General features: G+C 70.1%; 25 protein-coding genes. 18 read left to right on the forward strand and 7 right to left on the reverse strand.

Annotation, left to right across the window (positions count from 1 at the left end):
• The first annotated feature begins 2 nt into the window (after nt 1-2).
• The 3 genes from ORI60_RS32575 to ORI60_RS32585 all read left to right on the forward strand — a co-directional run bounded on the left by ORI60_RS32575 (nt 3) and on the right by ORI60_RS32585 (nt 1,843).
• The gene (locus ORI60_RS32575; protein WP_030481733.1) at nt 3-383 is read left to right on the forward strand and encodes a RidA family protein; all 381 of its coding nucleotides are present in this window, start codon (nt 3-5) and stop codon (nt 381-383) included.
• Nucleotides 384-602: 219 nt separating this feature from the next.
• Nucleotides 603-1,193 (forward strand): hypothetical protein, encoded by a 591-nt coding sequence (locus ORI60_RS32580; RefSeq protein ID WP_266041831.1) that lies wholly within the window; start codon nt 603-605, stop codon nt 1,191-1,193.
• On the forward strand, nt 1,190-1,843 hold the full coding sequence (locus ORI60_RS32585; protein WP_266041832.1) for a hypothetical protein: 654 nt from the start codon (nt 1,190-1,192) through the stop codon (nt 1,841-1,843). The genes ORI60_RS32580 and ORI60_RS32585 overlap by 4 nt, the downstream gene beginning before the upstream one ends.
• A 234-nt stretch (nt 1,844-2,077) precedes the next feature.
• Here the strand turns inward: ORI60_RS32585 and ORI60_RS32590 are convergent, their stop codons facing one another.
• Entirely contained in the window at nt 2,078-2,419 is a 342-nt protein-coding gene (locus tag ORI60_RS32590; protein ID WP_090012317.1) for a DUF1844 domain-containing protein, read from the reverse strand.
• A gap of 298 nt (nt 2,420-2,717) precedes the next feature.
• Here ORI60_RS32590 and infC point away from each other — a divergent pair, with 298 nt between their 5' ends.
• The 5 genes from infC (at nt 2,718) to ORI60_RS32615 (ending at nt 5,803) form a co-directional block, all read left to right on the forward strand.
• Nucleotides 2,718-3,329, forward strand: a complete 612-nt coding sequence (gene infC, locus ORI60_RS32595; RefSeq protein ID WP_266041833.1) for a translation initiation factor IF-3 — start codon at nt 2,718-2,720, stop codon at nt 3,327-3,329.
• A gap of 49 nt (nt 3,330-3,378) precedes the next feature.
• On the forward strand, nt 3,379-3,573 hold the full coding sequence (gene rpmI, locus ORI60_RS32600) for a 50S ribosomal protein L35 (protein WP_089950337.1): 195 nt from the start codon (nt 3,379-3,381) through the stop codon (nt 3,571-3,573).
• Nucleotides 3,574-3,649: 76 nt separating this feature from the next.
• Nucleotides 3,650-4,039, forward strand: coding sequence for a 50S ribosomal protein L20 (gene rplT / locus ORI60_RS32605; RefSeq protein WP_266041834.1), 390 nt, complete (start codon nt 3,650-3,652; stop codon nt 4,037-4,039).
• Complete coding sequence (locus tag ORI60_RS32610) at nt 4,036-4,878, forward strand: TrmH family RNA methyltransferase (RefSeq protein ID WP_266041869.1); 843 nt, start codon at nt 4,036-4,038, stop codon at nt 4,876-4,878. Before rplT ends, ORI60_RS32610 begins: the two co-directional genes overlap by 4 nt.
• A gap of 37 nt (nt 4,879-4,915) precedes the next feature.
• The gene (locus ORI60_RS32615) at nt 4,916-5,803 is read left to right on the forward strand and encodes a S41 family peptidase (protein WP_266041835.1); all 888 of its coding nucleotides are present in this window, start codon (nt 4,916-4,918) and stop codon (nt 5,801-5,803) included.
• On the opposite strand, the gene ORI60_RS32620 is transcribed toward ORI60_RS32615, so the two are convergent.
• Together ORI60_RS32620 and ORI60_RS32625 are read right to left on the reverse strand one after the other, a co-directional pair.
• The gene (locus ORI60_RS32620) at nt 5,800-8,502 is read right to left on the reverse strand and encodes a hypothetical protein (protein WP_266041836.1); all 2,703 of its coding nucleotides are present in this window, start codon (nt 8,500-8,502) and stop codon (nt 5,800-5,802) included. The genes ORI60_RS32615 and ORI60_RS32620 overlap by 4 nt on opposite strands.
• Before the next feature lie 2 nt (nt 8,503-8,504).
• Nucleotides 8,505-10,262: an HSP90 family protein gene (locus ORI60_RS32625; protein WP_266041837.1), complete on the reverse strand. Its 1,758-nt coding sequence runs from the start codon at nt 10,260-10,262 to the stop codon at nt 8,505-8,507.
• A gap of 93 nt (nt 10,263-10,355) precedes the next feature.
• Here ORI60_RS32625 and ORI60_RS32630 point away from each other — a divergent pair, with 93 nt between their 5' ends.
• The 8 genes from ORI60_RS32630 to ORI60_RS32665 all read left to right on the forward strand — a co-directional run bounded on the left by ORI60_RS32630 (nt 10,356) and on the right by ORI60_RS32665 (nt 16,802).
• Nucleotides 10,356-10,535 (forward strand): hypothetical protein, encoded by a 180-nt coding sequence (locus ORI60_RS32630; RefSeq protein WP_266041838.1) that lies wholly within the window; start codon nt 10,356-10,358, stop codon nt 10,533-10,535.
• A 62-nt stretch (nt 10,536-10,597) separates the two neighbouring features.
• Nucleotides 10,598-11,665 carry a phenylalanine--tRNA ligase subunit alpha gene (gene pheS, locus ORI60_RS32635; protein WP_266041839.1) on the forward strand — a complete coding sequence of 356 codons (1,068 nt, stop codon included), beginning with the start codon at nt 10,598-10,600 and terminating at the stop codon, nt 11,663-11,665.
• A gap of 5 nt (nt 11,666-11,670) precedes the next feature.
• On the forward strand, nt 11,671-14,148 hold the full coding sequence (gene pheT, locus ORI60_RS32640) for a phenylalanine--tRNA ligase subunit beta (RefSeq protein ID WP_266041840.1): 2,478 nt from the start codon (nt 11,671-11,673) through the stop codon (nt 14,146-14,148).
• Between the two features lie 222 nt (nt 14,149-14,370).
• The gene (locus ORI60_RS32645; RefSeq protein WP_266041841.1) at nt 14,371-14,811 is read left to right on the forward strand and encodes a hypothetical protein; all 441 of its coding nucleotides are present in this window, start codon (nt 14,371-14,373) and stop codon (nt 14,809-14,811) included.
• Nucleotides 14,812-14,814: 3 nt separating this feature from the next.
• A complete protein-coding gene (locus tag ORI60_RS32650) occupies nt 14,815-15,204 on the forward strand; it encodes a hypothetical protein (RefSeq protein ID WP_266041842.1) in 390 nt (129 codons plus the stop codon).
• Nucleotides 15,201-15,665, forward strand: a complete 465-nt coding sequence (locus ORI60_RS32655) for a hypothetical protein (RefSeq protein ID WP_266041843.1) — start codon at nt 15,201-15,203, stop codon at nt 15,663-15,665. Before ORI60_RS32650 ends, ORI60_RS32655 begins: the two co-directional genes overlap by 4 nt.
• A complete protein-coding gene (locus ORI60_RS32660) occupies nt 15,662-16,021 on the forward strand; it encodes a hypothetical protein (protein ID WP_266041844.1) in 360 nt (119 codons plus the stop codon). Before ORI60_RS32655 ends, ORI60_RS32660 begins: the two co-directional genes overlap by 4 nt.
• Before the next feature lie 283 nt (nt 16,022-16,304).
• Nucleotides 16,305-16,802 carry a hypothetical protein gene (locus ORI60_RS32665; protein ID WP_266041845.1) on the forward strand — a complete coding sequence of 166 codons (498 nt, stop codon included), beginning with the start codon at nt 16,305-16,307 and terminating at the stop codon, nt 16,800-16,802.
• On the opposite strand, the gene ORI60_RS32670 is transcribed toward ORI60_RS32665, so the two are convergent.
• The gene (locus tag ORI60_RS32670) at nt 16,799-17,473 is read right to left on the reverse strand and encodes a DNA alkylation repair protein (RefSeq protein WP_266041846.1); all 675 of its coding nucleotides are present in this window, start codon (nt 17,471-17,473) and stop codon (nt 16,799-16,801) included. The two genes, ORI60_RS32665 and ORI60_RS32670, sit on opposite strands and share 4 nt — an antisense overlap.
• Before the next feature lie 146 nt (nt 17,474-17,619).
• Between ORI60_RS32670 and ORI60_RS32675 the strand changes: the two genes are divergently transcribed.
• Together ORI60_RS32675 and sthA are read left to right on the forward strand one after the other, a co-directional pair.
• Complete coding sequence (locus ORI60_RS32675; protein ID WP_266041847.1) at nt 17,620-18,624, forward strand: hypothetical protein; 1,005 nt, start codon at nt 17,620-17,622, stop codon at nt 18,622-18,624.
• A gap of 10 nt (nt 18,625-18,634) precedes the next feature.
• Nucleotides 18,635-20,050, forward strand: a complete 1,416-nt coding sequence (gene sthA, locus ORI60_RS32680; protein ID WP_266041848.1) for a Si-specific NAD(P)(+) transhydrogenase — start codon at nt 18,635-18,637, stop codon at nt 20,048-20,050.
• On the opposite strand, the gene ORI60_RS32685 is transcribed toward sthA, so the two are convergent.
• From ORI60_RS32685 to ORI60_RS32695, 3 genes are read right to left on the reverse strand one after another with little or no spacing between them, the layout of a single operon-like run.
• The gene (locus ORI60_RS32685) at nt 20,037-20,678 is read right to left on the reverse strand and encodes a response regulator (RefSeq protein WP_266041849.1); all 642 of its coding nucleotides are present in this window, start codon (nt 20,676-20,678) and stop codon (nt 20,037-20,039) included. The two genes, sthA and ORI60_RS32685, sit on opposite strands and share 14 nt — an antisense overlap.
• A 10-nt stretch (nt 20,679-20,688) precedes the next feature.
• Entirely contained in the window at nt 20,689-22,161 is a 1,473-nt protein-coding gene (locus tag ORI60_RS32690; protein WP_266041850.1) for a sensor histidine kinase, read from the reverse strand.
• Entirely contained in the window at nt 22,158-23,654 is a 1,497-nt protein-coding gene (locus tag ORI60_RS32695) for a sensor histidine kinase (protein WP_266041851.1), read from the reverse strand. The genes ORI60_RS32690 and ORI60_RS32695 overlap by 4 nt, the downstream gene beginning before the upstream one ends.
• Between the last annotated feature and the right edge of the window lie 14 nt (nt 23,655-23,668).

The raw sequence follows: 23,668 nt of genomic DNA on the forward strand, positions 1-23,668 counted from the left end.
CGTTGTCCAAGGTAGAGATCAAGACCGCTGACGCTCCGCAGCCGGTGGCCCGCTTCTCGCAGGGTGTGCGCAAGGGCAACATCCTGCAGGTGGCAGGACAGGTCGCGTTCGACCCGAAGTCGGGCGAGATCGTCGGCACCACCGTCGCCGAGCAGACGCGCCAGACCTTCGCGAACCTGCACGCCGTCCTCGCCGCCGGCGGCGCGTCGATCGACGACGTCGTGATGATCCGCGTCTACCTCACCGACACCGCGCACTTCGCCGAGCTGAACGAGGTCTACGGCGAGTTCGTCACCGACCCGGCGCCCGCCCGCACCACCGTCTACGTCGGGCTGCCCGCCGGCCTGCTGGTGGAGATCGACGCCCTGGCCGTCGTCGACTGATCGTGCGCAGGAAGGCGACGGCCCCGCGGAGCGATCCGCGGGGCCGTCGTCGTGCTTCGTGCCGGGTGCGCGTGATGTTCCGCAGTGCCAGCGAAAACGATCGAAGACCAATGCGTCGTCATCACGGAGTTTCTCCGGCCGCGACGAGAAGCGCTGACAGGCTCAGCTCGGGGTGAGCCGTTGCATCGCGGCGGCTCACCCCGTGAAACCATCGGCCACATGAAGTGGTACGCGGACAGACCGGCAAGGTTCACGCGTCAGCTGATCGCCGACCTCCTGGCCCTGGCCTGGGTCGCCCTCTGGATCTGGGTGGCCACCACCGTCCACGACTGGGTCCTGCAGCTCAGGGCCCCGGGAGACGGCCTGGTCAACGCGGGCGGCGACATCCGCGACGTCTTCACCAACGCCGCCGCCAAAGCCAGGGGCGTGCCCTTCGTGGGCGAGGACCTGGCGGGTGCGCTGGGCAACGGCACCAAGGCCGGCGAAACCCTGACCAGTGCGGGCAACGCGCAGATCAGCGTGGTGCAGGACAGCGCTTTCTGGCTCGCCACCGCCCTCGTCGTCGTCCCGGTCCTGTTCCTGCTCATCACCTGGCTGCCGGTGCGGCTGCGGTACGCGCGCAAGGCGGCCAACACCGCGCGGCTGCGCGACAAGCCGGATCTGCTGGCCTTGAGAGCGCTCACAAGCCTCAGCCCCAGGCAGTTGAGCAAGTTCGACGGGGATCCCGCCGTGGCGTGGCGGACCGGGGACACTGATGTCATCGACGAGCTGGCACGGCGTCAGCTGGCCTCGGTGGGGGTGAAGGCATGATCGCGATCGCGGTGATCGCCGCGGTGGTGGCGATGGGAGCCATGGCCGTCGCCTTGTGGCAGGCACGTGAGGCCAAGCACGCGCAGGCGGCCGCGAAGGCCGCCGAACTGGCCGCCACGAAGGCGCAGGAAGAGGCGCAGGCCGCGCGCAAGGCCGTCGAGCAGGCCACGGCCAGTGCCTTCCAGGCCAAGAACGCCGCCGAGGAGACCAAGAAGGCGGCGGCGAAGGCCGAGGAGGCCGTCGGGAAGGCCGCCGAGGAGGCCGCGGCGTCCCGGATGCTGGCGGACGAGGCCCAGTTCACGGCGCAGCAGATGACGGCTCAGATCAACGGGATCACCGAGCTGCTGGCCGTCGAGCGCAGCAAGCGGGGCATGCCGACGTTCTCGATCACGCCCAACGCGCCGGACGAGTTCCGGCTCAGCTACTTCGGCGGGCCCGCCGTCATCGAGCAGCTCACCGTGTCGGTGGTGCCGGGGTCGCGGGTGCTCGGGCTCTCGCAGTACGACGAGCCACCGGCCGAGCACCTCGACGTCGGGCCGCTCCACAACGGCTCCGCCATCACCTTCCGGGCCGCCACCGGGCAGCGGGCCAGCGCGGTGTTCCAGGTCAGGGCGGAGCCGTGGGAGCCGGTCGTGGTGCGGGCCGAGTGATCAGCCAGGCGCCGGAGCTCGACGCGCTCTGCGGGACCTGCGGTGGGAGCGGGACGGGGAGTGCGCGGAGTGCCGCGCCGCCTCGTGCGACCGGGAGCAGGTGCGCCCGCGACGCGCCCGGGTTCTCCGTCGAGGAGGCTCGGGAAGCGGCGCGAGCGTTGAGAGGCGCCGGCTACGAGGGCACCTGCGTGGAGCCGACGCTCGTAGCCGGCGTCCTGAACCTGGAAGCGCCGATCAGTAGACGGGGCCGGTGAACTTCTCGCCGGGACCCTGGCCGGGCTCGTCCGGCACGGCGGAGGCCTCGCGGAACGCGCGCTGCACCGACTGCAGGCCGTCCTTCAGCGGGGCGGCGTGCGGGCCGAGGTACTCGGACGTCGCCGTGACCAGGCCGGCCAGGCCGGTGATCAGGCGGCGGGCCTCGTCGAGGTCGCGGCGCGGGGAGTTGTCGGGGTCCGGGTCTGCGAGGCCCAGGCGCTCCGCGGAGGCGGACAGCAGCATCACGGCGGCCCGGCTGATCACCTCGATGCTGGGGACATCGCCCAGGTCGCGGATGCTGTCTTCAAGCGGATCGGTCACGCCCCATTCAAGCAAGCCGCCGGGGAGGGCCTACGTCACAGGCCCGCGATTCGGGGGTTGACAAGAGCGTCTGCTAGTATTTCGGACGCGACCAGCTCTCGTTAGTGCGAGAGCGGCAAGTGGAGCCCCGCTCCCACCCGCGTTCACCGCTTCTTGAGGTGGCCGGGTCCGGTCCTCCAGGTTACTGGCACACGGGTGTCCGTAGTCCTGAGGTGCGATCGGTCGGAAGCGGGCCCCTTCACCGGGAGACGGTGACGGGGCTCTTGTTTTTGGCGCAACCGAGTCTCAAAGGACGTGAATGACAAGTCCCTCGAACCGCGGTGCACCCGTCAGCACCGAGCCGCGCATCAACGACCGCATCCGGGTGCCGGAAGTTCGTCTGGTCGGGCCTAATGGTGAGCAGGTCGGGATCGTTCGCATCGAGGACGCGCTCCGACTCGCGCAGGAAGCGGATCTCGACCTCGTCGAGGTCGCCGCTCAGGCTCGCCCGCCGGTCTGCAAGCTCATGGACTACGGCAAGTTCAAGTACGAGACCGCGCAGAAGGCTCGCGAGTCGCGTCGGAACCAGCAGCTGACGGTCATCAAGGAGCAGAAGCTCCGCCCGAAGATCGACCCGCACGACTACCAGACGAAGAAGGGCCACGTGGCCCGCTTCCTCTCGCACGGGAACAAGGTCAAGGTGACCATCATGTTCCGCGGTCGCGAGCAGTCGCGCCCCGAACTCGGTTACAGGCTTCTGCAGAAGCTGGCGGAGGACGTCGCGGAGCTGGGCTTCGTCGAGTCGAACCCCAAGCAGGACGGCCGCAACATGATCATGGTGTTGGCGCCGCACAAGAACATCAAGCCGCGCGTGGTCAAGCACGACGACGACGCGCCCGAGGCGGCCGACACCGCTTCGGAAGAGGCGTAGGACGCACGCCCGCCCCCGACCCGGTGGGTAGCACGAGACGAGGACGGAAATGCCGAAGAACAAGACGCACAGCGGGACCTCGAAGCGCTTCAAGGTCACCGGCAGCGGCAAGATCCTCCGGGAGAAGGCCGGCAAGCGCCACATCCTGGAGAAGAAGTCCAGCAAGGTGACGCGTCGCATGAGCGGCACCGCGGTCGTGTCCGACAACGACGCCCCGCGCATCAAGAAGCTGCTCGGTCTCTGACCCGCTTCGAATCCCCTAGCTAATTCGGGAACCGGCCCCCGACGCCGGTTCCCCATGAGATCGACAGGATGGACCCGTGGCACGCGTCAAGCGGGCTGTAAACGCCCAGAAGAAGCGTCGTACCACCCTTGAGCTGGCCAGCGGTTACCGCGGTCAGCGCTCGAGGCTGTACCGCAAGGCCAAGGAGCAGGTGCTCCACTCGCTCAACTACGCGTACCGCGACCGCCGTGCGCGCAAGGGCGACTTCCGCAAGCTGTGGATCCAGCGCATCAACGCTGCGTCCCGTGCGAACGGCATGACCTACAACCGCCTCATCCAGGGCCTGCGCCTGGGCGGTGTCGAGGTCGACCGCAAGATCCTCGCGGACCTCGCCGTCCACGACGCCACCGCCTTCGCGGCGCTCGTCGAGATCGCCCGCGCGGCGCTCCCGGCCGACGTGAACGCTCCTGCCGGGGACCAGGCCTGAGCCAGCACCCTCGCGACAGCAACCGACCCGAGGCAGCTCCGTTCACCGAACGGACACCTCGGGTCGTTGCTGCTCGCCACCTGACCCGCCGCCAGGGCCGCGACAAGGCAGGCCGCTTCCTCGTCGAGGGCGCCCAGGCCGTGCGCGAGGCACTCGCCTGGCAGGGCGGCGAGGTGCACGAGCTCTTCGTCACGGCGACGGCCGCGGAACGCAACACCGAGCTGCTCCAGAGCGCCTCCGAGCGAGGCATCCGGATCAGCGAGGTCACCGACAAGGCCGCCGAGTCGCTGTCGGAAACCGTGACGCCCCAAGGCATCGTCGCGGTGTGCGACGCGGTCCCGCAGTCCCTCGAAGCCGCCCTGCAGGGCACGCCGCGGCTCGTCGCCGTGCTCCACGGCGTCTCCGACCCCGGCAACGCGGGCACCGTCACGCGCGTGGCCGACGCGGCCGGAGCGGACGCGGTCATCTTCGCGGGCGACACGGTCGACCCGCACAACGGCAAGTGCGTGCGCGCCTCCACCGGCTCGCTCTTCCACCTGCCGATCGCTCGTTCCCGGGACGCCGACGAGGTCTTCGCCGCGTGTCGCCAGGCCGGGCTGAGGCTCGTGGCCGCCGACGGCTACGCGAAGCAGGACCTGGTCGAGGCATCGGCGAACGGCGACCTGCGGCAGCCCACCGCGTGGGTCTTCGGCAGCGAGGCGCACGGCCTGCCCGACGCCGTCGTCGCGAAGCTGGACACCTCGCTGAAGGTGCCGCTGTACGGAGCCGCCGAGAGCCTGAACCTCGCGACGGCCGCCGCGGTGTGCCTCTACGCCTCCGCGCGGGACCAGCGGAATTGAGCTGACGGGCGCCGGGCGCGCGGCTACTGTGCGCCCCGTGCGCGAACCCGAGATCGAAACCCTGTGCTCCCAGCTCTCCGCCTACTACGTCTTCCCCGACACGGCCGAAGAGATCGCGAAGGTCATTCGCGCCCGCCTCGCCGAGGGCGCCTACTCCGATGTGGACGACGAGGAGTTCGCGGCCAGGGTGACCGCGGACCTGCAGAGCGTCAACGGCGACAAGCACCTCCGCCTGCTCCACAGCGCTGAGGAGGTCCCCGAGACCGGCCAGGAGTCGGCCTGGGACCCGGTGGCGTACAAGAAGGAAGCCGAGCTCGACGCGTTCGGCGTGCGCAGGGTCGAGCGGCTCGAAGGCAACGTCGGCCTCCTCGAGCTCCGCCTGCTGCACGACGCCGAGATCGCCACCCCGGCCGTCGTCGCGGCCATGAACCTCATCGCGCACACCGACGCGCTGATCATCGACCTGCGCAACAACGGCGGCGGCGACCCGCACACGGTCGCGTTGATCTGCAGCTACCTGTTCGACGAACCGGTGCACCTCAACGACATCTACAACCGGCCGAACGACACCACCCAGCAGTTCTGGACGCTGCCGCACGTGCCGGGCCCGAAGTTCGGCGGCAAGAAGCCCGTCTACGTCCTCACGAGCAGCCGCACCTTCTCCGGCGCCGAGGAACTGAGCTACAACCTCCAGCAGAACGAGCGCGCCACCCTCATCGGCGAGACCACGAAGGGCGGCGCCCACCCCGGCGACCGCTACCGGGTCGGCCCGCACCTCAAGTCCGCCGTGCCCAACGGCCGCGCCATCAACCCGATCTCCGGCACCAACTGGGAGGGCGTCGGAGTGGTCCCGCACATCCAGGTGCCCGCGGAGGAAGCGTTCGAGGTCGCCTACGAGAAGGCGACCTCGAACAAGACCGGCTAGTCCAGCCGGGCGGTCAGCTCGCGCACCAGCGGATCGGTGCCAGAAGGCTTGTTCTGGCGCCGCAACGCTTCCGACAACATCGAGAGCACGTTGGAGACCTGGCTGTCGTCGGGCAGCAGCGATGCCGCCCGGCGTGCCTCGGCCTCCGCGCCCGCGGCGTCGTCGGCGATGAGCAGCACGTGCGCCGCCTTCAGCACGACGAACACCCGCCAGCCCTCGTCGCCCAGCGACACCACCAGCGCCTCAGCGTCGCGGTACTGCTTCATCGCCAGCGCGAACTCACCGGCCTGGCCGTGCACCCACGCGCGGATGGCGGCGATCTCCGCCTGGCGCCGGGTGACCTCGGCCGGCTCGTCCAGCGACGGCAGCAACGCCTCGGCGTCGTCCACGGCCGCACGGGTCTCGGTGATCTCGTCGTCGGGCAGGCTCGACGCCAGCTCGACCAGCGAGCCGATCGCCTCCGAGAGGTTGCCCTCCTGCTGCCACAGCGCGGCACCGGCGCGCCAGGACGCGATGGCCTCGTCGTGCTTGTCCAGCCGGCCCTGCACCGAGGCGAGCGCGTCGAGCAGGAACGCCCGGCGGCCCGTTTCCTCGGGCGGCAGCAGGTCGGCCGCCTCGCGCAGGTAGCGCTCGGCCGCCGGGAGCTCGCCCAGCTTGCGGCACACCTGACCGAGCCGGAACACCACCTGCAGCCGCAGGTCCTCCTGGCCTTCCTGCAGCAGCCGCAACGACTCCTCCAGGACCTCGGCGGCCTCGACGAACCGGTCCGTCTGCACGTAGCCGCCGCTCAGCGCGAAGCAGAAGTGCGCGGTGTGGCCGGGGGAGAGGTGCACGCGGGAGATCGCGACGGCCTCGCGCAGATCACCCAGGCAGGCCCCCTCCTGGTCCAGCTCCTGGATCGTCGCGACCTGGTACCAGCGGGCCTCCGCGGACTCCGGCAGCGGGAACGCCGACACGAACGCCCGCGCCGTCGCCACCGCCTCGGGCACCTTGTGCAGCAACGTCTCCAGCCGCAGCTGCAGCCGATAGCCCTCGAACCGGGCGTTCAGCGGGAGCTTGCCCGCCATGACCGTCAGGACGTCCGCGTACGCGCCTTCGAGGTCCTGCTGCCGCGCCTTGTGCTCGGCCGTCTCGACCGCGACGCGGCCACGCAGCTCCGGAACGTCCAAAGAGGACGCGAGCGCGATCATCTCGTTCGCCTGCTCGTGCGCGTGCGCGTTGTCGTACAGCTCGGCCAGCGACAGCGCCGCGACCGTCCGCGTGTAGTCCGTCGTCGCCTCGGCCAGGCACCGCTCGGCGAGCGCCTGGCCTTCCGGAAGCCCCATCGCGAGCCGCGCCTGGTAGCGCAGCGCGAGGTCGGCGGGCAGCGCCGTCAGCAGCTCCTCGAACACGGCCGGGTCGAACGGCACGAGTCCGGTCGTCATCCGGCGGATGCCCGCGTGCGCCGCGAGATCGGGCGGCAGCAACGAGTCCATGTCCGCGGGCAGCGAGTCGAGCATCCGCCGCGCCTTCACGAAGTCGCCCTGCTCGTACAGCGCCACCATCGACTCGGCGATCTCCACCGGGTCGCCGGACACGACCGGCTCCTCGGCGGTCGCGGAGACGGGTGCGGCCGGCACCGCGAGCTCCACCGCCGGGTAGTCCTTCTGCTCCAGCGACTTCGTGATCCGGTCGAGCCACGCCGGCGTGCCGTTGCGCTCGTCGAACTGCTTCGCCAGCTGGATCGCCCGCTTCGACAGCCGGTCGAGGAGCTCGGCGGCCGTCCGCGACCCGACGGCGGGGACCTCGAACACCGTGTCGGCCGGAAGGCGCTGCAGCAGCACGGAAGCGCACTCGGCGAACGACATCTCGTCGGCCGGCAGCTGCACGGCCGTCACCTTGTGCAGCGAGCGGCGCAGGATGTCCTCGCCGCGCGAGAGGTTGCCCGTCAGCGCGCAGAACCGGATGTGCTCGTGCACGTACGAGGTGATCTCGTCGTCCTTGATCAGCCGGTACGCCGTGGTGTGCGCGTGCGCGGCCTTCTCCAGCTCGCCGATCTCCAGCAACGGCCACAGCAGCGCGGACAGGATGCCCTGCGGCTGCGTGGCGCAGCCGGAGTCGCCCGACAGGCCCTCCCAGCCGTGCGCGGCGGCCTCCTGGTGGCGGCCGAGGCGCGCCAGCATCCAGACCTGCTCCTCGATCACGCAGGCCTCGCAGTCCGCCATCGGCCCGCGTTCCGTGGCGAGGTAACGGCCGAGGTGCTCGGCGAGGCCCGCCATGTCACCGACGTGGTAGGCGTACTCGGCGCGGGCGCCGTGCACCGGCTGCACCGAGAACCCGAGCCTGCCGTAGCGGTCCGCGAGCTGGCCGATCACGGCCTGCAGCTGTTCCAGCGAGAACTTCGGGTCGCGGCGCAGCCCCGTCGCGATCCACTTGTGCGCCCAGTTCAGCGAGTGCACCTCGTACTCGTTGAACGCCTCCGGGTCCTTCTCCTCGGCGGCCCGCACCCACGCGAACGGCGCGAGCATCAGGTCGTAGCGCGAGAGGTAGTACGCCGAGTCGATCAGCGCGGTCCGGCACGAGACGCCGAGCGGCAGGTGCCCGAGCGCGTCGGACATGCGCGCGGCCCGTTCCAGCGCCTCGTGCTTCGGCATGCCCGTGGGCATGTTGTACGCCTCCAGGAACGCCCGCTCCGCGTCCTCTGCGGTGAAGTCGGCCATGTTCACTTGCCCCCAACGGCGCGGTCCAGCAGTTCCAGGAACGAGCGGTTCAGCGCCGCCGTGTCCTTCGGTCGCATCGCTCGCCGAGCCTGCAGAACGGCGTGCACGTACAGAGATTCGAGCGTCAGCTCCACCAGGGCGGGGTCGGTCAGCCGCGCCAGCCGCTGCACCAGCGGGTTGCGGCAGTTGAGGACCAGTTGCTCGGCGCGCGACGAGCCGGAGCCCGCGGTCAGCTGCCCGAGCAGCTCCGCCCACAACGGGTCCGTCACCTCCTCCGCGGTCTGCTCGGTGTCGAGCTTGCGCTGCTGCTCCGCGTTGGTGATCAGCAGGGCGGGCAACGAGACCGGGTCGAAGTCGCGGATCACCGCGTCGCAGTCGTGCCGGTCCAGCGCCGCCGCGCCCTCGGAGAGCCGCAGCCGCAGCGCCGTCTCGATGTCCGGCTCCGGATCGGCCAGCGCCGCCAGCAGTTCCGACGGCGCGACCCGGCGTGCGACGGCGGGGCCGTCCAGCGCGCTCAGCCGGTTCAGCAGCTCCATGTCGTAGGCGTAGCCGGCGTTCACGAGGCCCAGCCCCTGCGCGGCCGCGACCGGTGCGAGCTGGTGGAACTCGTCGACGTCCGGGATGTAGAGGATCGCGCCGTGCTTGCGCTTGAACTGCCGCAACGGGATCGCGCCCTCGGTCGTCTCGAACGGCAGCCACCGCTCGACCAGCCGCAGCATCTCGTCGTCCGACCGCGCCAGCGACTTGATGCCCAGGTGGTGCGCGGCCAGCAGCTCACCGGCCCGGCGCGGTTCGATCGCGTCCAGCCGGATCAGCCAGTCGCGGATCTGCTCGCCCAGTTCCTCGCGCACCGCCAGCAGCATCTCGTCCTGGTAGAGCGACTCGCGGGACGCCGTGGGCCGGATCGCGGACGCGTCGACCACGCACCGCACGAAGTACGCCCAGTCCGGCAGCAGACCCTCGACGTTGTCGCCGACCAGCATCCGCTTCAGGTACACCCGGTGCGTCTGGCGCGTGCCGGGGTGCACCCCGGACGGCAGCACGAACGCGACACCGGTCAGTCCCGCCGCCTCGACCTCGATCGGGATCGCCTCGAAGGGCTTGAACCCGAAGACCTGCTCGCAGTACTCGGAGAGGTCCGCGTCCTCGTCGTCCCAGGGGCGTTCGCCACGGGTGACCGCCGCGCCGTCCAGCGTCACGACGGCCGGCAGCAGATCGCCGTAGTCGCTCACCAGCGGCCGCACGACGTCGGCTTCGAGCCAGTGCTCGTTGCCCCGCGACGCGCTCAGCCGCACCGTCGTGCCGACCGGCGCACCGTCCGCAGTGTCTACTTCGGACACCGTGTAGTTGCCGGAGGAGTCCGCCTCCCACCGCACGGCAGGACCGCCGCGGGCAGACCGCGTGACGACCGTCACCGACGAGGCGACCAGGAAGCACGACAGCATGCCGACGCCGAACTGGCCGAGGAACCCCTCGCGGGCGAAGCCCAGGTCGTCCCTCTTGGACGTGCGGCCGAGCGTGGACAGCAGCTCGTGGACCTCGTCCTCGGTGAGCCCCACGCCGGTGTCGGTGATCGTCAGCGCGGAACCGCAGGTGATCGTGATGTCGGCCGGGCACGACGGGTCGAGCTCGCGCCGCGCCGTGATCGCGTCGACGGCGTTCTGCAGCAGTTCGCGCACGTAGACGCGCGGACTGCTGTAGAGGTGGTGGCTCAGGAGGTCGATGATGCCGCGCAGGTCGACGCGGAAGGTGTGCGACATGATGCCGCCCATCCTAGGTACGACCGCGTGGTTGATGCCGCTTTTTATGAGCACCTGGGGGACGCGATGTGGTTCTGGGCGTGGAGATCGGCAGTGCTCCTGGGCTGCGTGACGGCGACGGTGCTGCTGGGCCGGCTGCTCGGGGATCCCTGGGACGTGTACCTGCTGCTCGCGGTCTCGCTGGTGGTGCTGCCGCCCGTCGTGCAGCGCTGGCGAGCGCGGTACAGGGCCGTTAACGGAAGCGGCCCGAGCGGTCAAGACGGTACCGACTAGGATCGGCCTGTTCATTACCGAGGTCCGCTGTGTGGATCAAAACTGGGAGCTGTCCACAAACCATGTCCGGAGCCAACGACCCGTACGACCCGAAGCAGGTCGCGGCGCTGTCGGCCGAGCACCTCGACGCCGCCGTGCAGAAGGCGCGCGAGGCGTTCGCCGGAGCAGCCGACCTGGAGGCACTGGCCGCGGTCAAGCCCGGCCACCTCGGTGACCGGTCGCCCGTGCTGCTGGCCCGCCGCGAGATCGGTGCCCTGCCTCCCAAGGCCAAGGCCGAGGCGGGCAAGCGGGTGAACGAGGCGCAGTCCGCGATCAAGACCGCGTTCGAAGAGCGCTTCGCCGTGCTCCAGGTCGAGCGCGACGAGCGGGTGCTGCGCGAGGAGTCCGTCGACGTCACGCTGCCCTGGGACCGCTTCCCGCGCGGCGCGCGCCACCCGATCACCACGCTCGCCGAGCGCATCGGTGACGTCTTCGTGGCCATGGGCTACGAGATCGCCGAAGGCCCCGAGCTCGAGACCGAGTGGTTCAACTTCGACGCGCTGAACTTCGGCAAGGACCACCCGGCCCGCTCGATGCAGGACACGTTCTACATCGCGCCGGGTGACTCGCAGCTGGTCCTGCGCACGCACACCTCTCCCGTGCAGGCCCGCACGCTGCTGGAGCGCGACCTGCCGGTGTACGTCGTGTGCCCCGGCCGCACGTTCCGCACCGACGAGCTCGACGCGACGCACACCCCGGTGTTCCACCAGGTCGAGGGCCTCGCGGTCGACAAGGGCCTGACGATGGGCCACCTCAAGGGCACGCTCGACGCGTTCGCCCGCGCCATGTTCGGCGAGGACTCGAAGACCCGCCTGCGCCCGAGCTTCTTCCCGTTCACCGAGCCGTCGGCCGAGGTCGACGTCTGGTTCCCGGAGAAGAAGGGCAGCGCCGGCTGGGTCGAGTGGGGCGGCTGCGGCATGGTCAACCCCAACGTGCTGCGCGCCACCGGCGTCGACCCGGACGTCTACTCCGGCTTCGCGTTCGGCATGGGCCTGGAACGCACCCTGCAGTTCCGCAACGGCCTTCCCGACATGCGCGACATGGTCGAGGGCGACGTCCGCTTCACCCAGCCTTTCGGAACGGAGGCCTGATCCGGATGCGCGTCCCGGTCAGCTGGCTGGTCGAACACCTCGGTTTCGACGAAGTCCCCACGCCCGACGAGCTCGCCGAGGCGTTCACGCGCATCGGCATCGAGGTCGAGGAGGTGAGCCCGCTCGGTCCCGTGACCGGCCCGATCGTCGCCGGTCGCGTCGTCGAGATCGAGGAGCTCACCGAGTTCAAGAAGCCCATCCGCTACTGCAAGGTCGAGGTCGGCCCCGAGCAGGTCAACCAGATCATCTGCGGTGCCACGAACTTCGTCGAGGGCGACTCGGTCGTCGTCGCGCTGCCCGGCGCCGTGCTGCCCGGTGGCTTCGCGATCTCCGAGCGCAAGACGTACGGCCGCGTGTCGCAGGGCATGATCTGCGCCTCCGACGAGCTCGGCATCGGCGACGACCACTCCGGCATCCTCGTGCTGCCCACCGGCACCGCGCAGCCCGGCGACGACGCGCTGGAGCTGCTCGGCCTGAACGACAGCGTCATCGAGCTCGCGCCGACCCCGGACCGCGGCTACGCGTTCTCGGTCCGCGGCCTCGCCCGCGAGATCGCGTGCGCGCTGGACGTGCCGTTCGGAGACCCCGGCGTGGTCGAGATCCCCGAGCCCGAGGGCGAGGCGTGGCCGGTCCACGTCGATGACCGCCCCGGCTGCTCGCGGTTCGTCGCGCGCCGCGTCACCGGTGTCGACCCCACGGCGCCGACGCCGTGGTGGATGCGCCGCCGCCTGATGCTCGCGGGCATGCGCTCGATCTCGCTGCCGGTCGACGTCACGAACTACGTGATGCTCGAACTGGGTCAGCCGCTGCACGCGTTCGACGCGTCTTCCCTGTCCGGCGCGCTGACGGTGCGCCGGGCGCTGGCGGGGGAGAAGCTCACGACGCTGGACGACCAGGTCCGCGCGCTCGACACGGACGACATCGTGATCGCCGACGACTCCGGCGTGATCTCGCTGGCCGGTGTCATGGGCGGTGCGTCGACCGAGGTCGGCGACGCCTCCTCGGACATCCTGCTCGAAGCCGCGAACTGGGACCCGGCGTCCATCGCGCGCACGGTCCGCCGGCACAAGCTGCCGTCCGAGGCCGCGAAGCGCTTCGAGCGCACGGTCGACCCGGCTCTCGCGCCCGTCGCGCTGGAGCGGGCCGCGAAGCTGCTCAACCACTACGCCGAGGGCCAGATCAAGCCCGGCCGCACGGACGTGGGCACGCCCGCGCTGCCCGAGCCGGTGTCGATGCCGATCGACCTGCCGGACCGCATCGCCGGCGTCCGCTACGCGCGGGGCGTCACGGCCCGCCGTCTCGGCCAGATCGGCTGCCAGGTCTCGGTGACCACCTCGGAGGAGGGCCAGACGATCGTCACGGCCGTGCCGCCGACGTGGCGTGCCGACCTCGTGCAGCCCGCCGACCTGGTGGAGGAGGTGCTGCGCCTGGAGGGCTACGACACGATTCCGTCGGTGCTGCCGCCCGCTCCCGCCGGTCGCGGCCTGACCGAGCAGCAGCGCCGTCGCCGCACGGTGTGGCGCACGCTGGCCGAGGACGGGTTCGTCGAGGTCAAGCCGTTCCCGTTCATCGACCCGTCGGTGTTCGACGCCTTCGGCCTGCCGGCGGACGACATCCGCCGCAACGCGGTCGGCGTGCTGAACCCGTTGGAGGCGGACAAGAACGTCCTGGCGACGACGCTGCTGCCGGGCCTCCTGGAGACCCTCCAGCGCAACCTCGCCCGTGGTGTGAAGGACGTCTCGCTCTACAACGTCGCCCAGGTGACGCTGCCGCGCGCCCAGCAGGTTCCCGTGCCGTCGCTGGGCGTGGACCGCCGGCCGACCGAGGCCGAGGTGGCCTCGCTGCTGGCCGCGCTGCCGAACCAGCCGCTGCACGTCGCGGGTGTCCTCACGGGCCACCGCGAACTGGCCGGCTGGTGGGGCAAGGGCCGCATCGCCGACTGGTCGGACGCCGTCGAGGCCGCCCGTCGCGCCGCTCAGGCCTACGGCGTGCAGCTGCGCGTCGTGGCGTCGGACCTGCTGCCCTGGCACCCCGGCCGCTGCGCCGAGCTGCGGGTCGGCGACTGGCCCGTCGGCCACGCCGGTGAGCTGCACCCGAAGGTGGTCGAGGCGCTCGGCCTGCCCAAGCGCACCGTGGCGTTCGAGCTCGACCTCGACGCACTGCCGCTGGACGACCACCGCCCGGCCCCGATGGTGTCGGCCTACCCGCCGGTGCTGCTGGACGTGGCCCTGGTCGTGGACGCCTCCGTGCCGGTGCAGTCGGTGTCCGAGGTCCTGGGCGCGTCCGCCGGCGACCTGCTGGAGGACATCCGCCTGTTCGACGTCTACACCGGTGAGCAGGTGGGCGAGGGCAAGAAGTCGCTCGCGTACTCCTTGCGCTTCCGCGCGCCGGACCGCACGCTGACGGTGGAGGAGGCGACTTCGGCCCGCGACGCCGCCGTTGCCGCCGCCGGCGAGCGCCTGGGCGCGGCTCTCCGCGCCTGATCAGTCACACCGCGTGAGGCCCGGGATTCTTCGAGAATCCCGGGCCTATTCGCGTAAGGACAGTCCTGACCTCCAGTCCGCGTGCGCATGTAACCGATCCATGCTGGTTGACAACAGTGCCTCCCGGGTCCTCGTTCTTGTGTCTTGTGCACGCTGTGTAGTGATTGAAGGTTCTCCAAACTTGGTGCCGTCCCACCGAGCACCACGCCTCAGGAGAACAACATGCGCAAGCGCACCACCGTCATCGCCGCAGTCGCCATCGTCGCCGTGGGTGGCGGGATCGCCTACGCCGCATGGTCGAGCAGCGGTTCGGGCTCCGGTTCCGTCGGCTCCACCACGAGCGTCAACTCGACCATCAACCCGGTCGACGGCGCGGGCGGCCTGTACCCCGGCAGGACCGTCAGCTTCTCGGTGACGATCAACAACCCGAACGGCTACCCGGTCAAGGTCACGTCGATCAGCGCGGGTGAGTCGCAGGAGATCGGCGGTTGCGCCGAGGCCACCGTCACCAGCGTCGCCGTGAGCAACCCCGCGGGCACGATCGCCACCGGTGAGTCCGGCACCTACGTGCTCCAGGCCACCATGAAGGCCGACGCCTCCGACGCCTGCCAGAACAAGGCCTTCTCGCTGCCCCTGACCGCAACGCTCGTCTCGGCTGCCTGAGCCATGCGCCGCGCCCTGATCGTGCTCGCCGTGCTGCTGGTCCTCTCACCGGTCAGCAGCGCGGCGGACAACCCCGCCAAGGCGTTCACGATCGCGGACGCCGGCGCGGCGACGGGGTTGGTCCCCGGTGGGACGGTGACCCGCGCGGTGCGGGTCACCAACCCCAACAACCAGGACATCAAGGTCACCCGGCTCGACACCTCGGTCGGGCGGCCCTCCCCGCACTGCCCGGCGAAGACCGTGACCGTCGACGCCCTCAAGGCGCCGGTCCTCGTCGTCAAGAACGGCTACGCCGACGTGCCGCTGACCGTCCGGATGGCCTCGTCGGCACCGGATGCCTGCAAGAACCTCACCTTCCCCCTCACCTACTCGGGAACGGCGATCAAGCCATGATCAGCTTCAGGGAACTCGTCCGGCGGCGGTACGTCCGCCGGGGCGTCATCGTCCTCGCGGTCGCGACGGCCGCACTCGGTTCCGGCGTCGCCTACGCGGCCTGGACGAGCTCCGGGACCGGCAGTGCCACCACCAAGGCGGGCACCGCACTGGCTCCGGTGGTGACCGGTGGCGCGGTCACCACCGGTGTGCTCTACCCCGGCACCTCGGGCAACGCGGTCGTCACGGTGGCGAACCCCAACCCGTACCCGGTGACGGTCACCTCGATCGCGCCGAACGGCGCCGGCACGTGCGGCGTCTCGTTCGCCGAGCGGTTCCCCGGCACGCAGCTGGCCGCGAACAGCGCTCCGGTGACCATCACGTTCAGCGTGTCGATGGCCTCGAACGCGCCGAACTCCTGCCAGGGCGCCTCGATCGACGTGCCCGTCGTCGTGACGATCGCGAGCGGGACCGGGGCATGAAGCGCCCGGTGATCGCGGCGGCGGTGCTGTGCCTGCTCGCGGCGCAGCCCGCCTCGGCGGCCTGGCAGACGTCGAGGACGGGGACGGCGCAGGCCAAGGCGGGCACCGTGGAGCCGTTGGTGATCACGTCCTGCGTGAAGGCCGGCAACTCGACCACCGTGAGGTGGGAGGCGGTGCCGGGCGCCAGTTTGTACACAGTACTGTGGCAACAGGGGAACGGGTCCAACGCCGATTTCAGGAACAGCGCCACGACCCCCGACCTGACCTACAACGTGCCCGCGCCGATCGACCGCGTACGAGTCCAAGCCACGGTCGGCAGCTGGTCCACGAGTCACACTCAGATAAATTGCCCGTGAAAGTTCGCTCGATCGGCTGAGTCCCGGACATCGGGATTTGGGATCAAATCAGCAGGTGGTAGCCCTGCGTAGCTGTCAAGGTGCCAAAAGTCCCTCATTACAAGGGGAAATCGGCGCCCGTCAGACGCTTGCGCAGTACGTGAAGCTTCTCCAAGATTGGCGGCGCGGCCCGCTAGGGCCGAGGGGCGAAGCGATGAACCACCGGGCGAGTCTGGTCGCCGGTCCGGTGGGGAGCTAGAGGCGAACCCACCGCCTGGGAGCAACAACTCTGGAGAGTTGCGCCATGCGTAGTCTGGGTCCGCGCCTTGAGATCGCCGTGTCCTTGACGATCCTCATGGTCGGCGCGGCGGTCGTGGCGGCCATGCACCTCACCTGGCCTGAGCCGCAGTCGCCCGCCATGGCGTATTCCGTGAGCAGCGGCGAGTCGGGCATGCAACAGCTCAAGCCGTTCGAGATCAACGACATCTCCGGCGCTCCCGTGGAGCTCACGCCGGGTGCCGTGGGCGAGCGCAAGGTGCGGCTGTCCAACCCCAACCCCGTCGTCATCATCGTCGAGAGCCTCTCGGCGGTGCCCGGCCAGCCGCTCGACGGCACGCAGCAGCGCGTCGAGGGCTGCCCGTCCGGTGTGCTGACGGTCGTGCCGCTCACCGACATCGTGGAGATCCCCGCCGGAGGCGCGGTCGAGGTCGCCATGAAGGTCGAGGTCGCCGCGGACGTCCCGGCGGCGTGCGCCGAGCTCGTCTTCCCGCTCACCTACTCGGGTCGCGCGAAGCACGGCTAGCCGTGCAGGTGTTTGAGGGCCTCGCGCCGCGACAGCGGTGACAGCCCCGGCCGCGCCTCGACGAACGCGCGCACCCAGCCCGGCTCGGTCTTCGCGAACTCCCGCAGTGCCCAGCCGATGCCCTTGCGCAGGAAGAAGTCGGGATCGTCCACGTTGGCGTCGATGCACGCCGTCAGCAGTTCCACGTCGGTCGCGCCCTTGAACCCGAGCTGGCAGATCACCGACGTCCGGCGGCGCCACCTGTCCGTGTCGGCGGACCATTTCAGCATCAACGGCCGCACGACGTCAGGCGTTGAACGCAGCAACGGCCCGATCCGTTTCGACGCGATCTCGTCGACGTAGTCCCACCACGCGCCGGTCACGATCATCTCGTCGAACCACGGCAGCAGATCGACGGACTGGAATCGGCGATCACCGCTCAGCGACAACGCGATGTAGCGCTCCTCGCGATAGGTCGCCTCGCGCCACAACGTCCGGATGGCGTCGAACCACGCGTCCCGGTCGTGCAACTGGGGCAGCGACTTCAGCAGTGCGACCCGTCCCGGTTTCTGCACGCCCAGGAACGGCATGCCGGACTTCATGTACGCCTGCATCTCCAGTGCCTTCACCGGATCCGCGCGTTCCTGGAGTCCCGCTCGAACCGCCTCGATCAAGGAAACCTCAAGAGTCACGCCCAAACGTTATAGGCATAAGGAGTAGCCCTGTTGAGATTTATGGCCCCATCGGTACCGGAAGTGCTAACGAATGCGCAAAGCATCACTTGACCGGGTGTACATGTGAACGGAAAGGCTGCTTGATCCGGATACAGTTCGCGTTCATGCGCGTGCTCATGGTCGTGGCGGCGCTCGTGCTCGGCAGCATGGGTGCCACCAAAGCGGACACGGTGGATTATCTCGATCTGCCGCTGGTGAACGGAAACGGCGAACAGCGGGGTGGAGTGCACCCCGATCTGCCGTCCGACCGCGCCGCGATCGAGCAGGCGCTGACCGCGTACCGGGCCAAGGGCATCGCGCCGACGCGGTTCAGGGCGTTGCTGTGGCAGTACTGGATCGTCCGCGCCGCCGAGGACGCGGGCGTCGACCTCGCCGAGTGGGACCCGCAGCGCCCCGCGGACTCGAACCGAGCGGTGATCTTCGCCGTTTACGACTTCTACGCGAAGCTCTACCTGACGCACCCGGACACGTTGCGGTGGATGGGATTCGCGAACATCGGCGCGCCCGCGTTCGCCGCCGGCATGCTCGACCTCGGCACGCTCCCGGAACTGCGCTGGTTCTCGTCGATGCTGATGTCGATGCAGAAGCACATCTTCATGGACTTGGGCGCGATGCACGCCGCCTATCTGCACGGTGGCGTGAAAGCCGTGGAGGAGCTGCGCGACGCGGGCATCATCGACGCCGACACCACGGCGGCGTGGGCGGATCCGGCGCAGGCGGTGATGGAGTTCTCGTCGCGCGAGCAGAACCTGGTGATCGCGGACCAGTTCGACCGGATGCGGTCCCGCTTCCTGCCACCCGGCGAGATGGTGACGTACGCGATCACGGTCGCCGGGCCGATGCCCGTTCCCGGTGGCAAGACGCCCGCGCAGTACCGGCCGTTGTTGGGCGGTCCGCTGCCCGCGTTCAACTACGCGGACCGGGTGGCGCGCTGGGACTTCCTGAGCAACGACACGGTGCCCGCCTACGAGCGGCTGAGCAGGGACGCCGTGCACAGGATCGTGCAGCGGCCGTTCGCCGAGCGGGTCGCGGACTACCGGGCCACCGCCCGCCTGCTGGATCTGCTGCCGTTCAGGAGTTCCGGAGTGGAATCGCATCCGTCGAAGTAGTCTGACGACCATGACGTCGTACGACTACGACCTGATCGTCATCGGCTCTGGTCCTGGCGGCCAGAAGGCGGCGATCGCGGGTGCGAAACTGGGCAAGCGCGTTGCGATCATCGACAAGCAGGAGATGGTCGGCGGTGTCTGCGCGAACACGGGCACCATCCCGTCGAAGACGCTGCGGGAAGCCGTCATGTTCCTGACGGGCATGAGCCAGCGCGAGCTGTACGGCGCCAGCTACCGCGTCAAGCAGGACATCACGATCACCGACCTGATGGCCCGCACGCAGCACGTGATCGGCCGCGAGGTCCAGGTCGTGCGCGCGCAACTGCACCGCAACGGCATCGACCTCCTCAACGGCTGGGGCCGGTTCGTCGACGAGCACACCGTCGCCGTCGACGGGAGCCACCGCGGCGACCACACCACCATCACCGGTGAGTACGTCGTCATCGCGACCGGCACGACACCGGCCCGTCCCTCCGTGGTGGACTTCGACGAGGAGCGGATCCTCGACTCGGACGAGGTCTTCGCGCTGCAGGAGATCCCGGCGTCGCTCGTGGTCGTCGGCGCCGGCGTGATCGGCATCGAGTACGCCTCGATGTTCGCCGCGCTGGGCACCCGCGTGACGGTCGTGGAGCAGCGCGAGCGGATGCTGGACTTCTGCGACCCCGAGATCGTCGAGTCGCTGAAGTTCCACCTGCGCGACCAGGCCGTCACGTTCCGCTTCGGCGAGAAGGTCGTGAACGTCGAGGTGTCCAAGGGCGGCACCATCACGACGCTGGCGTCGGGCAAGCGCATCCCGGCCGCCGCCGTCATGTACTCGGCTGGCCGGCAGGGCACGACCGACAAGCTGAACCTCGCCGCCGCCGGGATCGAGGCCGACAACCGCGGCCGCCTGTCCGTCGACGAGCACTACCGCACGCCGGTCGAGCACATCTACGCCGTCGGCGACGTGATCGGCTTCCCCGCGCTGGCCGCGACGTCGATGGACCAGGGCCGCCTGGCCGCGTACCACGCGTTCGGCGAGCCTGTGCACGAACTGACCTCGCTGCAGCCGATCGGCATCTACACGATCCCCGAGATCTCCTACTGCGGCGCCACCGAGGCCGAGCTGACCTCGTCCGCGGTGCCGTACGAGGTCGGCATCTCGCGCTACCGCGAGCTCGCGCGCGGCCAGATCGTCGGCGACGCGTACGGCATGCTGAAGCTGCTGGTGTCCACTGTGGACCGGAAGATCCTCGGTGTGCACGTCTTCGGCACCGGCGCCACGGACCTCGTGCACATCGGCCAGGCCGTGATGGGCTGCGGCGGCACCGTCGACTACCTGGTCGACACGGTCTTCAACTACCCGACGCTGTCCGAGGCCTACAAGGTCGCCGCACTGGACGCCACGAACAAGATCCGCGCACTGGACCGCTTCACGACCTCGTGAGGCCGGCCTCGTGGGCCACGATGGCGGCCTGCACGCGGTTGGAGCACTCCAGCTTGGGCAGGATCCGGCTGATGTGCGCCTTCACCGTGCCGGTCGCCATGAAGAGCTGCTCGCCGATCTCGGTGTTGGACAGCCCCTCGCCCACGAGCTTCAGCACGCCTCGCTCGGTCTCGGTGAGCGCGTCGATCTTGCGGCGCGCCTCCGGGCCTTCGTTCGGCGCGATGAGGTGCTTCTCGATCAGGCGCCGGGTGATCTGCGGGGCCAGGATCGGCTCGCCCCGCGCGGCCTTGCGGACGGCGTTGATCAGCTCCTGCGGCGGGGTGTCCTTGAGCAGGAACCCGGTCGCGCCGACCTTGAGCGCCTGGGCCACGTAGGAGTCCTCGCCGAACGTCGTGAGCATGACGACGTTGGCCCTGGCCGCGATCTGCTCGGCGGCCTTGAGCCCGTCACCACCCGGCATGCGGATGTCGAGCAACGCGACGTCGATCGTGTGCTTGAGGGTCAGCTCGACGGCCTGCCTGCCGTCGCCGGCCTCGGCGACCACGGTGATCTCGGGGTCGTTCTCGAGGATCAGCCGGATGCCGGCCCGCATGAGCGTTTCGTCGTCAGCGATGAGAACTCGGATCACGACCAGCAGCCTACGGGCGCTCCTGCTCCTTCGAGGACAACTTGCCGTCGCGGAAGCACAGCTTGTAGGCGAGGTCGGGGTTGTGCGACGTCCGGAACCGCGAGCACCCGTCCACGCCGAGCTGCCCCACGCCGAACTCCTCGTAGACGTCCCCTTCGGACGTGACACCCACCCGCAGCGAGTCGAAGTACGGCGCGTTCATCTGCGTCGGGTTGAACAACGCGAAGAGCAGCAACACGGTCAGGGCGCCCACGATCGGCAGCAGAGCCAGCATCCCGAGGCAGCCGCCGCCCAGCACGCGCGGCACGGTCAGCACCTCGGCGGCGAGCGGCGGAGGCACCTCCACGACCTCGGCGGTGGCGAGCTCCGCCTGGGCGGGCGGGTTCAGCGGCACGTCCGCCGCCACCCGGAAACCGCCCTCGACCGGCGCACCCGCGCTGAACGACCCGCCGAGCAGCCCGACTCGTTCCTCCAGACCGATCAGGCCGCGCCGGGTGCCCTGGCCGGGAGGGGCGGCCGACGGGCCGTTCACCACCTGGATGCGGGCCCGGCCTCCCTGCACCGCGACCTGCACCCGCGTGCGGGCGGACGGTGCGTGCTTGGCGACGTTGGTCAGGGCCTCGCGGACCACCCGGTGCACCGCGCGGCGGGTGCGCTGGTCGGCACCGTGCAGGTCGTCACCGGACCAGTCGAGCGTCGCGGCGAGTCCGGAACCCTCGACCAGCGCGGTGATGTCGGAACGGGTGCCGGTGTCCTCGTCGAGCGACTCGGGCTCGGGGTTCGTCCGCAGCACGCCGAGGATCTCGCGCAGCTCGGCCATCGCGAGCGACGACGTGGTGCGGATCAGCTCGGCCTGCTCGTGCAGCTGGGGCGCCTTGCGGGCGGTCGTGAGCTCGAGCGCCCCGGCGTGGATGGAGATGAGGCTGAGCCGGTGGCCGAGCATGTCGTGCATCTCGCCGGCGATGTGCGCGCGTTCGTCGGCACGGGCGGACGCGGCGGTCAGGGCGCGGGCGCGCTCGAGGTACTCGTTGCGTTCCTGCAGCAGCCGGACCATCGGCCTCCGGCGGCCGAGCAGCATGCCCGAGACGGCGGGGAACAGCACGAAGAACACCGAACTGATGATCGCGCCGACCACGGCCTCCCAGAGCGGCATGCTCCGGTAGCTCTCCTGGAACTGGCTGAACGCGGTCTGCAGCAGCGTCATGATGCCGAGCAACGCCCACAACCGGCCCAGTCGCGGGAGGCGGCGGCACGCGGCGAAGACCACGAACGTCGTGATGGCCTGCGCCCACAGGTTGTTCACCGCGAAGAGCGGCGCGGTGAGCAGCAGCGCCCACTCGGGCCTGTCCGGAGCGATCCACACCAGCGCGGCGATCCACAACGCGGTCGCGACCGTCAGCGCGGTGTGGGGGACCGGCGCGAGCGGGGCGATCAGCGGCACCAGGCCGACCAGGAACGCGAGCAGCGACCAGACGTACCTCATCGGGCGAGCTCCCTCTTCGCGGTCATGAGCGCGCTGTTCCGGTCGAAGCAGACCTCGAAGTCGCGGTCGTCGGAGCCCTCGACGTGGTAGCGGTAGCACCCCGTGTGGTCCGAGGGGACGCCGAACCCGAACTTCTCGGTGACGTCCTCCTCGTGCGTGACCGACACCTGGAACTTCTCGAACTCCTCCGGGCTGATCTCGCTGCGGCTGAAGACCGCGACCGCGAGCAGCACGAGCACCGTGCCGAGCGCCGGAACCAGCGAGAGCGTGGCCAGACAGCCGCCGCCGACCACGCGCGGCATCGTCAGGACCTCGGCGGTGATCGGCGGCGGCGCCTCCGCCACCGCACCCGCAGCACCGGTCTCCTCCTGCACGACGGGGTGCGACGGCAGGTCGGCCAGCACCCGGAACCCGCCGCCCGCCGGTACCCCGGCGAGGAACGAGCCGCCGATCAGCTCGACGCGTTCTTCCAGGCCGATGAGCCCGCGCCGGGTGCCGGCACCCCTCGGTGCCGCGCTGGGACCGTTGACGATCTCGACCCGCACCCGGTCGGCGACGGTCACGGCCACCCGAGTCCGGGCTGACGGGGCGTGCTTGTGCACGTTCGTGAGTCCCTCGCGCACGACCCGGTGCACCGCCCTGCGCAGGCGTGCGTCGGCATCGGCCAGGTCATCGCCTGACCAGTCGAGGTGCACGGACAGGCCTGCCGCGGAAGACGCCGCGACGAGTCGTTGGACGTCCGCGCGCGTGCCGGCGTCCTCGTCGTGCTCGGAGGAGGTGCCCAGCACGCCGAGGATCTCGCGCAGTTCCTCCATCGCGACCGCGGACGTCTTGCGGATCAGTTCGACCTGCTCGCGCAGCTCGGGCGCGTGCTCGGCGGCGGACTGCTCCAGCGCGTCCGCGTGCGTGGTCAGCTGCCGGAGCCGGTGGCTGAGAGTGTCGTGCATCTCGCTGGCGATGTGTGCGCGTGTGGCCGAACGAGCGGTGCTCGCCGTCAACGCGCGCGCGTGTTCCAGGTAGTCGTTGCGCTCCATCAGCACCTGCGTCAACGGCTTGCGCCGCCCGATCAGCGCACCGGACACCGCGGGGAAGATCAGCAGGAACACGACCGAGAACAGCGTGCCGAGCACGTATTCGAAGAAGCTGTCGCCCGCTCGCCACGCGTGCAGGCCGCCGAACGCCGCCTGCAGCACCGCCGTGACGCCCACCAGCGCCCACAGCTGCCCCTGCGACCGGATCGACCGCGCCGAGCGGAAGACCACCAGCGACGTCGGGGCGATGGCGAGCAGGTTGTTGACCCCGTTGAGGGGAGCGGTGAGCACGATCGCCCACCGCGGCCAGCGAGCGCTGATCGGCACGAGCGCCGCCGCCCACACCGCGGACGCCACGACGAGCCACCAGTGCACTGGCCTGCCGAGCGGCGCGAACAGCGTCACCAACGCCAGCAGGAGGGCACCTGCCGCCCACCACCCGTCGCGCACCTTCACGTTCACGCGCAACATCATCG

The sequence above is a fragment of the Lentzea sp. NEAU-D7 genome, from assembly GCF_026242055.1.
Taxonomy (GTDB): Bacteria; Actinomycetota; Actinomycetes; order Mycobacteriales; family Pseudonocardiaceae; genus Lentzea.

Excerpts from the sequence above, each read along its gene's own strand:
- ORI60_RS32665 (WP_266041845.1), top strand. The coding sequence starts at position 16,305 with ATGCGTAGTCTGGGTCCGCGCCTTGAGATCGCCGTGTCCTTGACGATC.
- ORI60_RS32580 (WP_266041831.1), top strand. The coding sequence starts at position 603 with ATGAAGTGGTACGCGGACAGACCGGCAAGGTTCACGCGTCAGCTGATC.
- rpmI (WP_089950337.1), top strand. The coding sequence starts at position 3,379 with ATGCCGAAGAACAAGACGCACAGCGGGACCTCGAAGCGCTTCAAGGTC.
- pheS (WP_266041839.1), top strand. The coding sequence starts at position 10,598 with ATGTCCGGAGCCAACGACCCGTACGACCCGAAGCAGGTCGCGGCGCTG.
- ORI60_RS32675 (WP_266041847.1), top strand. The coding sequence starts at position 17,620 with ATGCGCGTGCTCATGGTCGTGGCGGCGCTCGTGCTCGGCAGCATGGGT.
- ORI60_RS32585 (WP_266041832.1), top strand. The coding sequence starts at position 1,190 with ATGATCGCGATCGCGGTGATCGCCGCGGTGGTGGCGATGGGAGCCATG.
- ORI60_RS32660 (WP_266041844.1), top strand. The coding sequence starts at position 15,662 with ATGAAGCGCCCGGTGATCGCGGCGGCGGTGCTGTGCCTGCTCGCGGCG.
- ORI60_RS32645 (WP_266041841.1), top strand. The coding sequence starts at position 14,371 with ATGCGCAAGCGCACCACCGTCATCGCCGCAGTCGCCATCGTCGCCGTG.
- pheT (WP_266041840.1), top strand. The coding sequence starts at position 11,671 with ATGCGCGTCCCGGTCAGCTGGCTGGTCGAACACCTCGGTTTCGACGAA.
- ORI60_RS32625 (WP_266041837.1), bottom strand. The coding sequence starts at position 10,262 with ATGTCGCACACCTTCCGCGTCGACCTGCGCGGCATCATCGACCTCCTG.
- ORI60_RS32690 (WP_266041850.1), bottom strand. The coding sequence starts at position 22,161 with ATGAGGTACGTCTGGTCGCTGCTCGCGTTCCTGGTCGGCCTGGTGCCG.
- infC (WP_266041833.1), top strand. The coding sequence starts at position 2,718 with ATGACAAGTCCCTCGAACCGCGGTGCACCCGTCAGCACCGAGCCGCGC.
- ORI60_RS32655 (WP_266041843.1), top strand. The coding sequence starts at position 15,201 with ATGATCAGCTTCAGGGAACTCGTCCGGCGGCGGTACGTCCGCCGGGGC.
- sthA (WP_266041848.1), top strand. The coding sequence starts at position 18,635 with ATGACGTCGTACGACTACGACCTGATCGTCATCGGCTCTGGTCCTGGC.
- ORI60_RS32650 (WP_266041842.1), top strand. The coding sequence starts at position 14,815 with ATGCGCCGCGCCCTGATCGTGCTCGCCGTGCTGCTGGTCCTCTCACCG.
- ORI60_RS32620 (WP_266041836.1), bottom strand. The coding sequence starts at position 8,502 with ATGGCCGACTTCACCGCAGAGGACGCGGAGCGGGCGTTCCTGGAGGCG.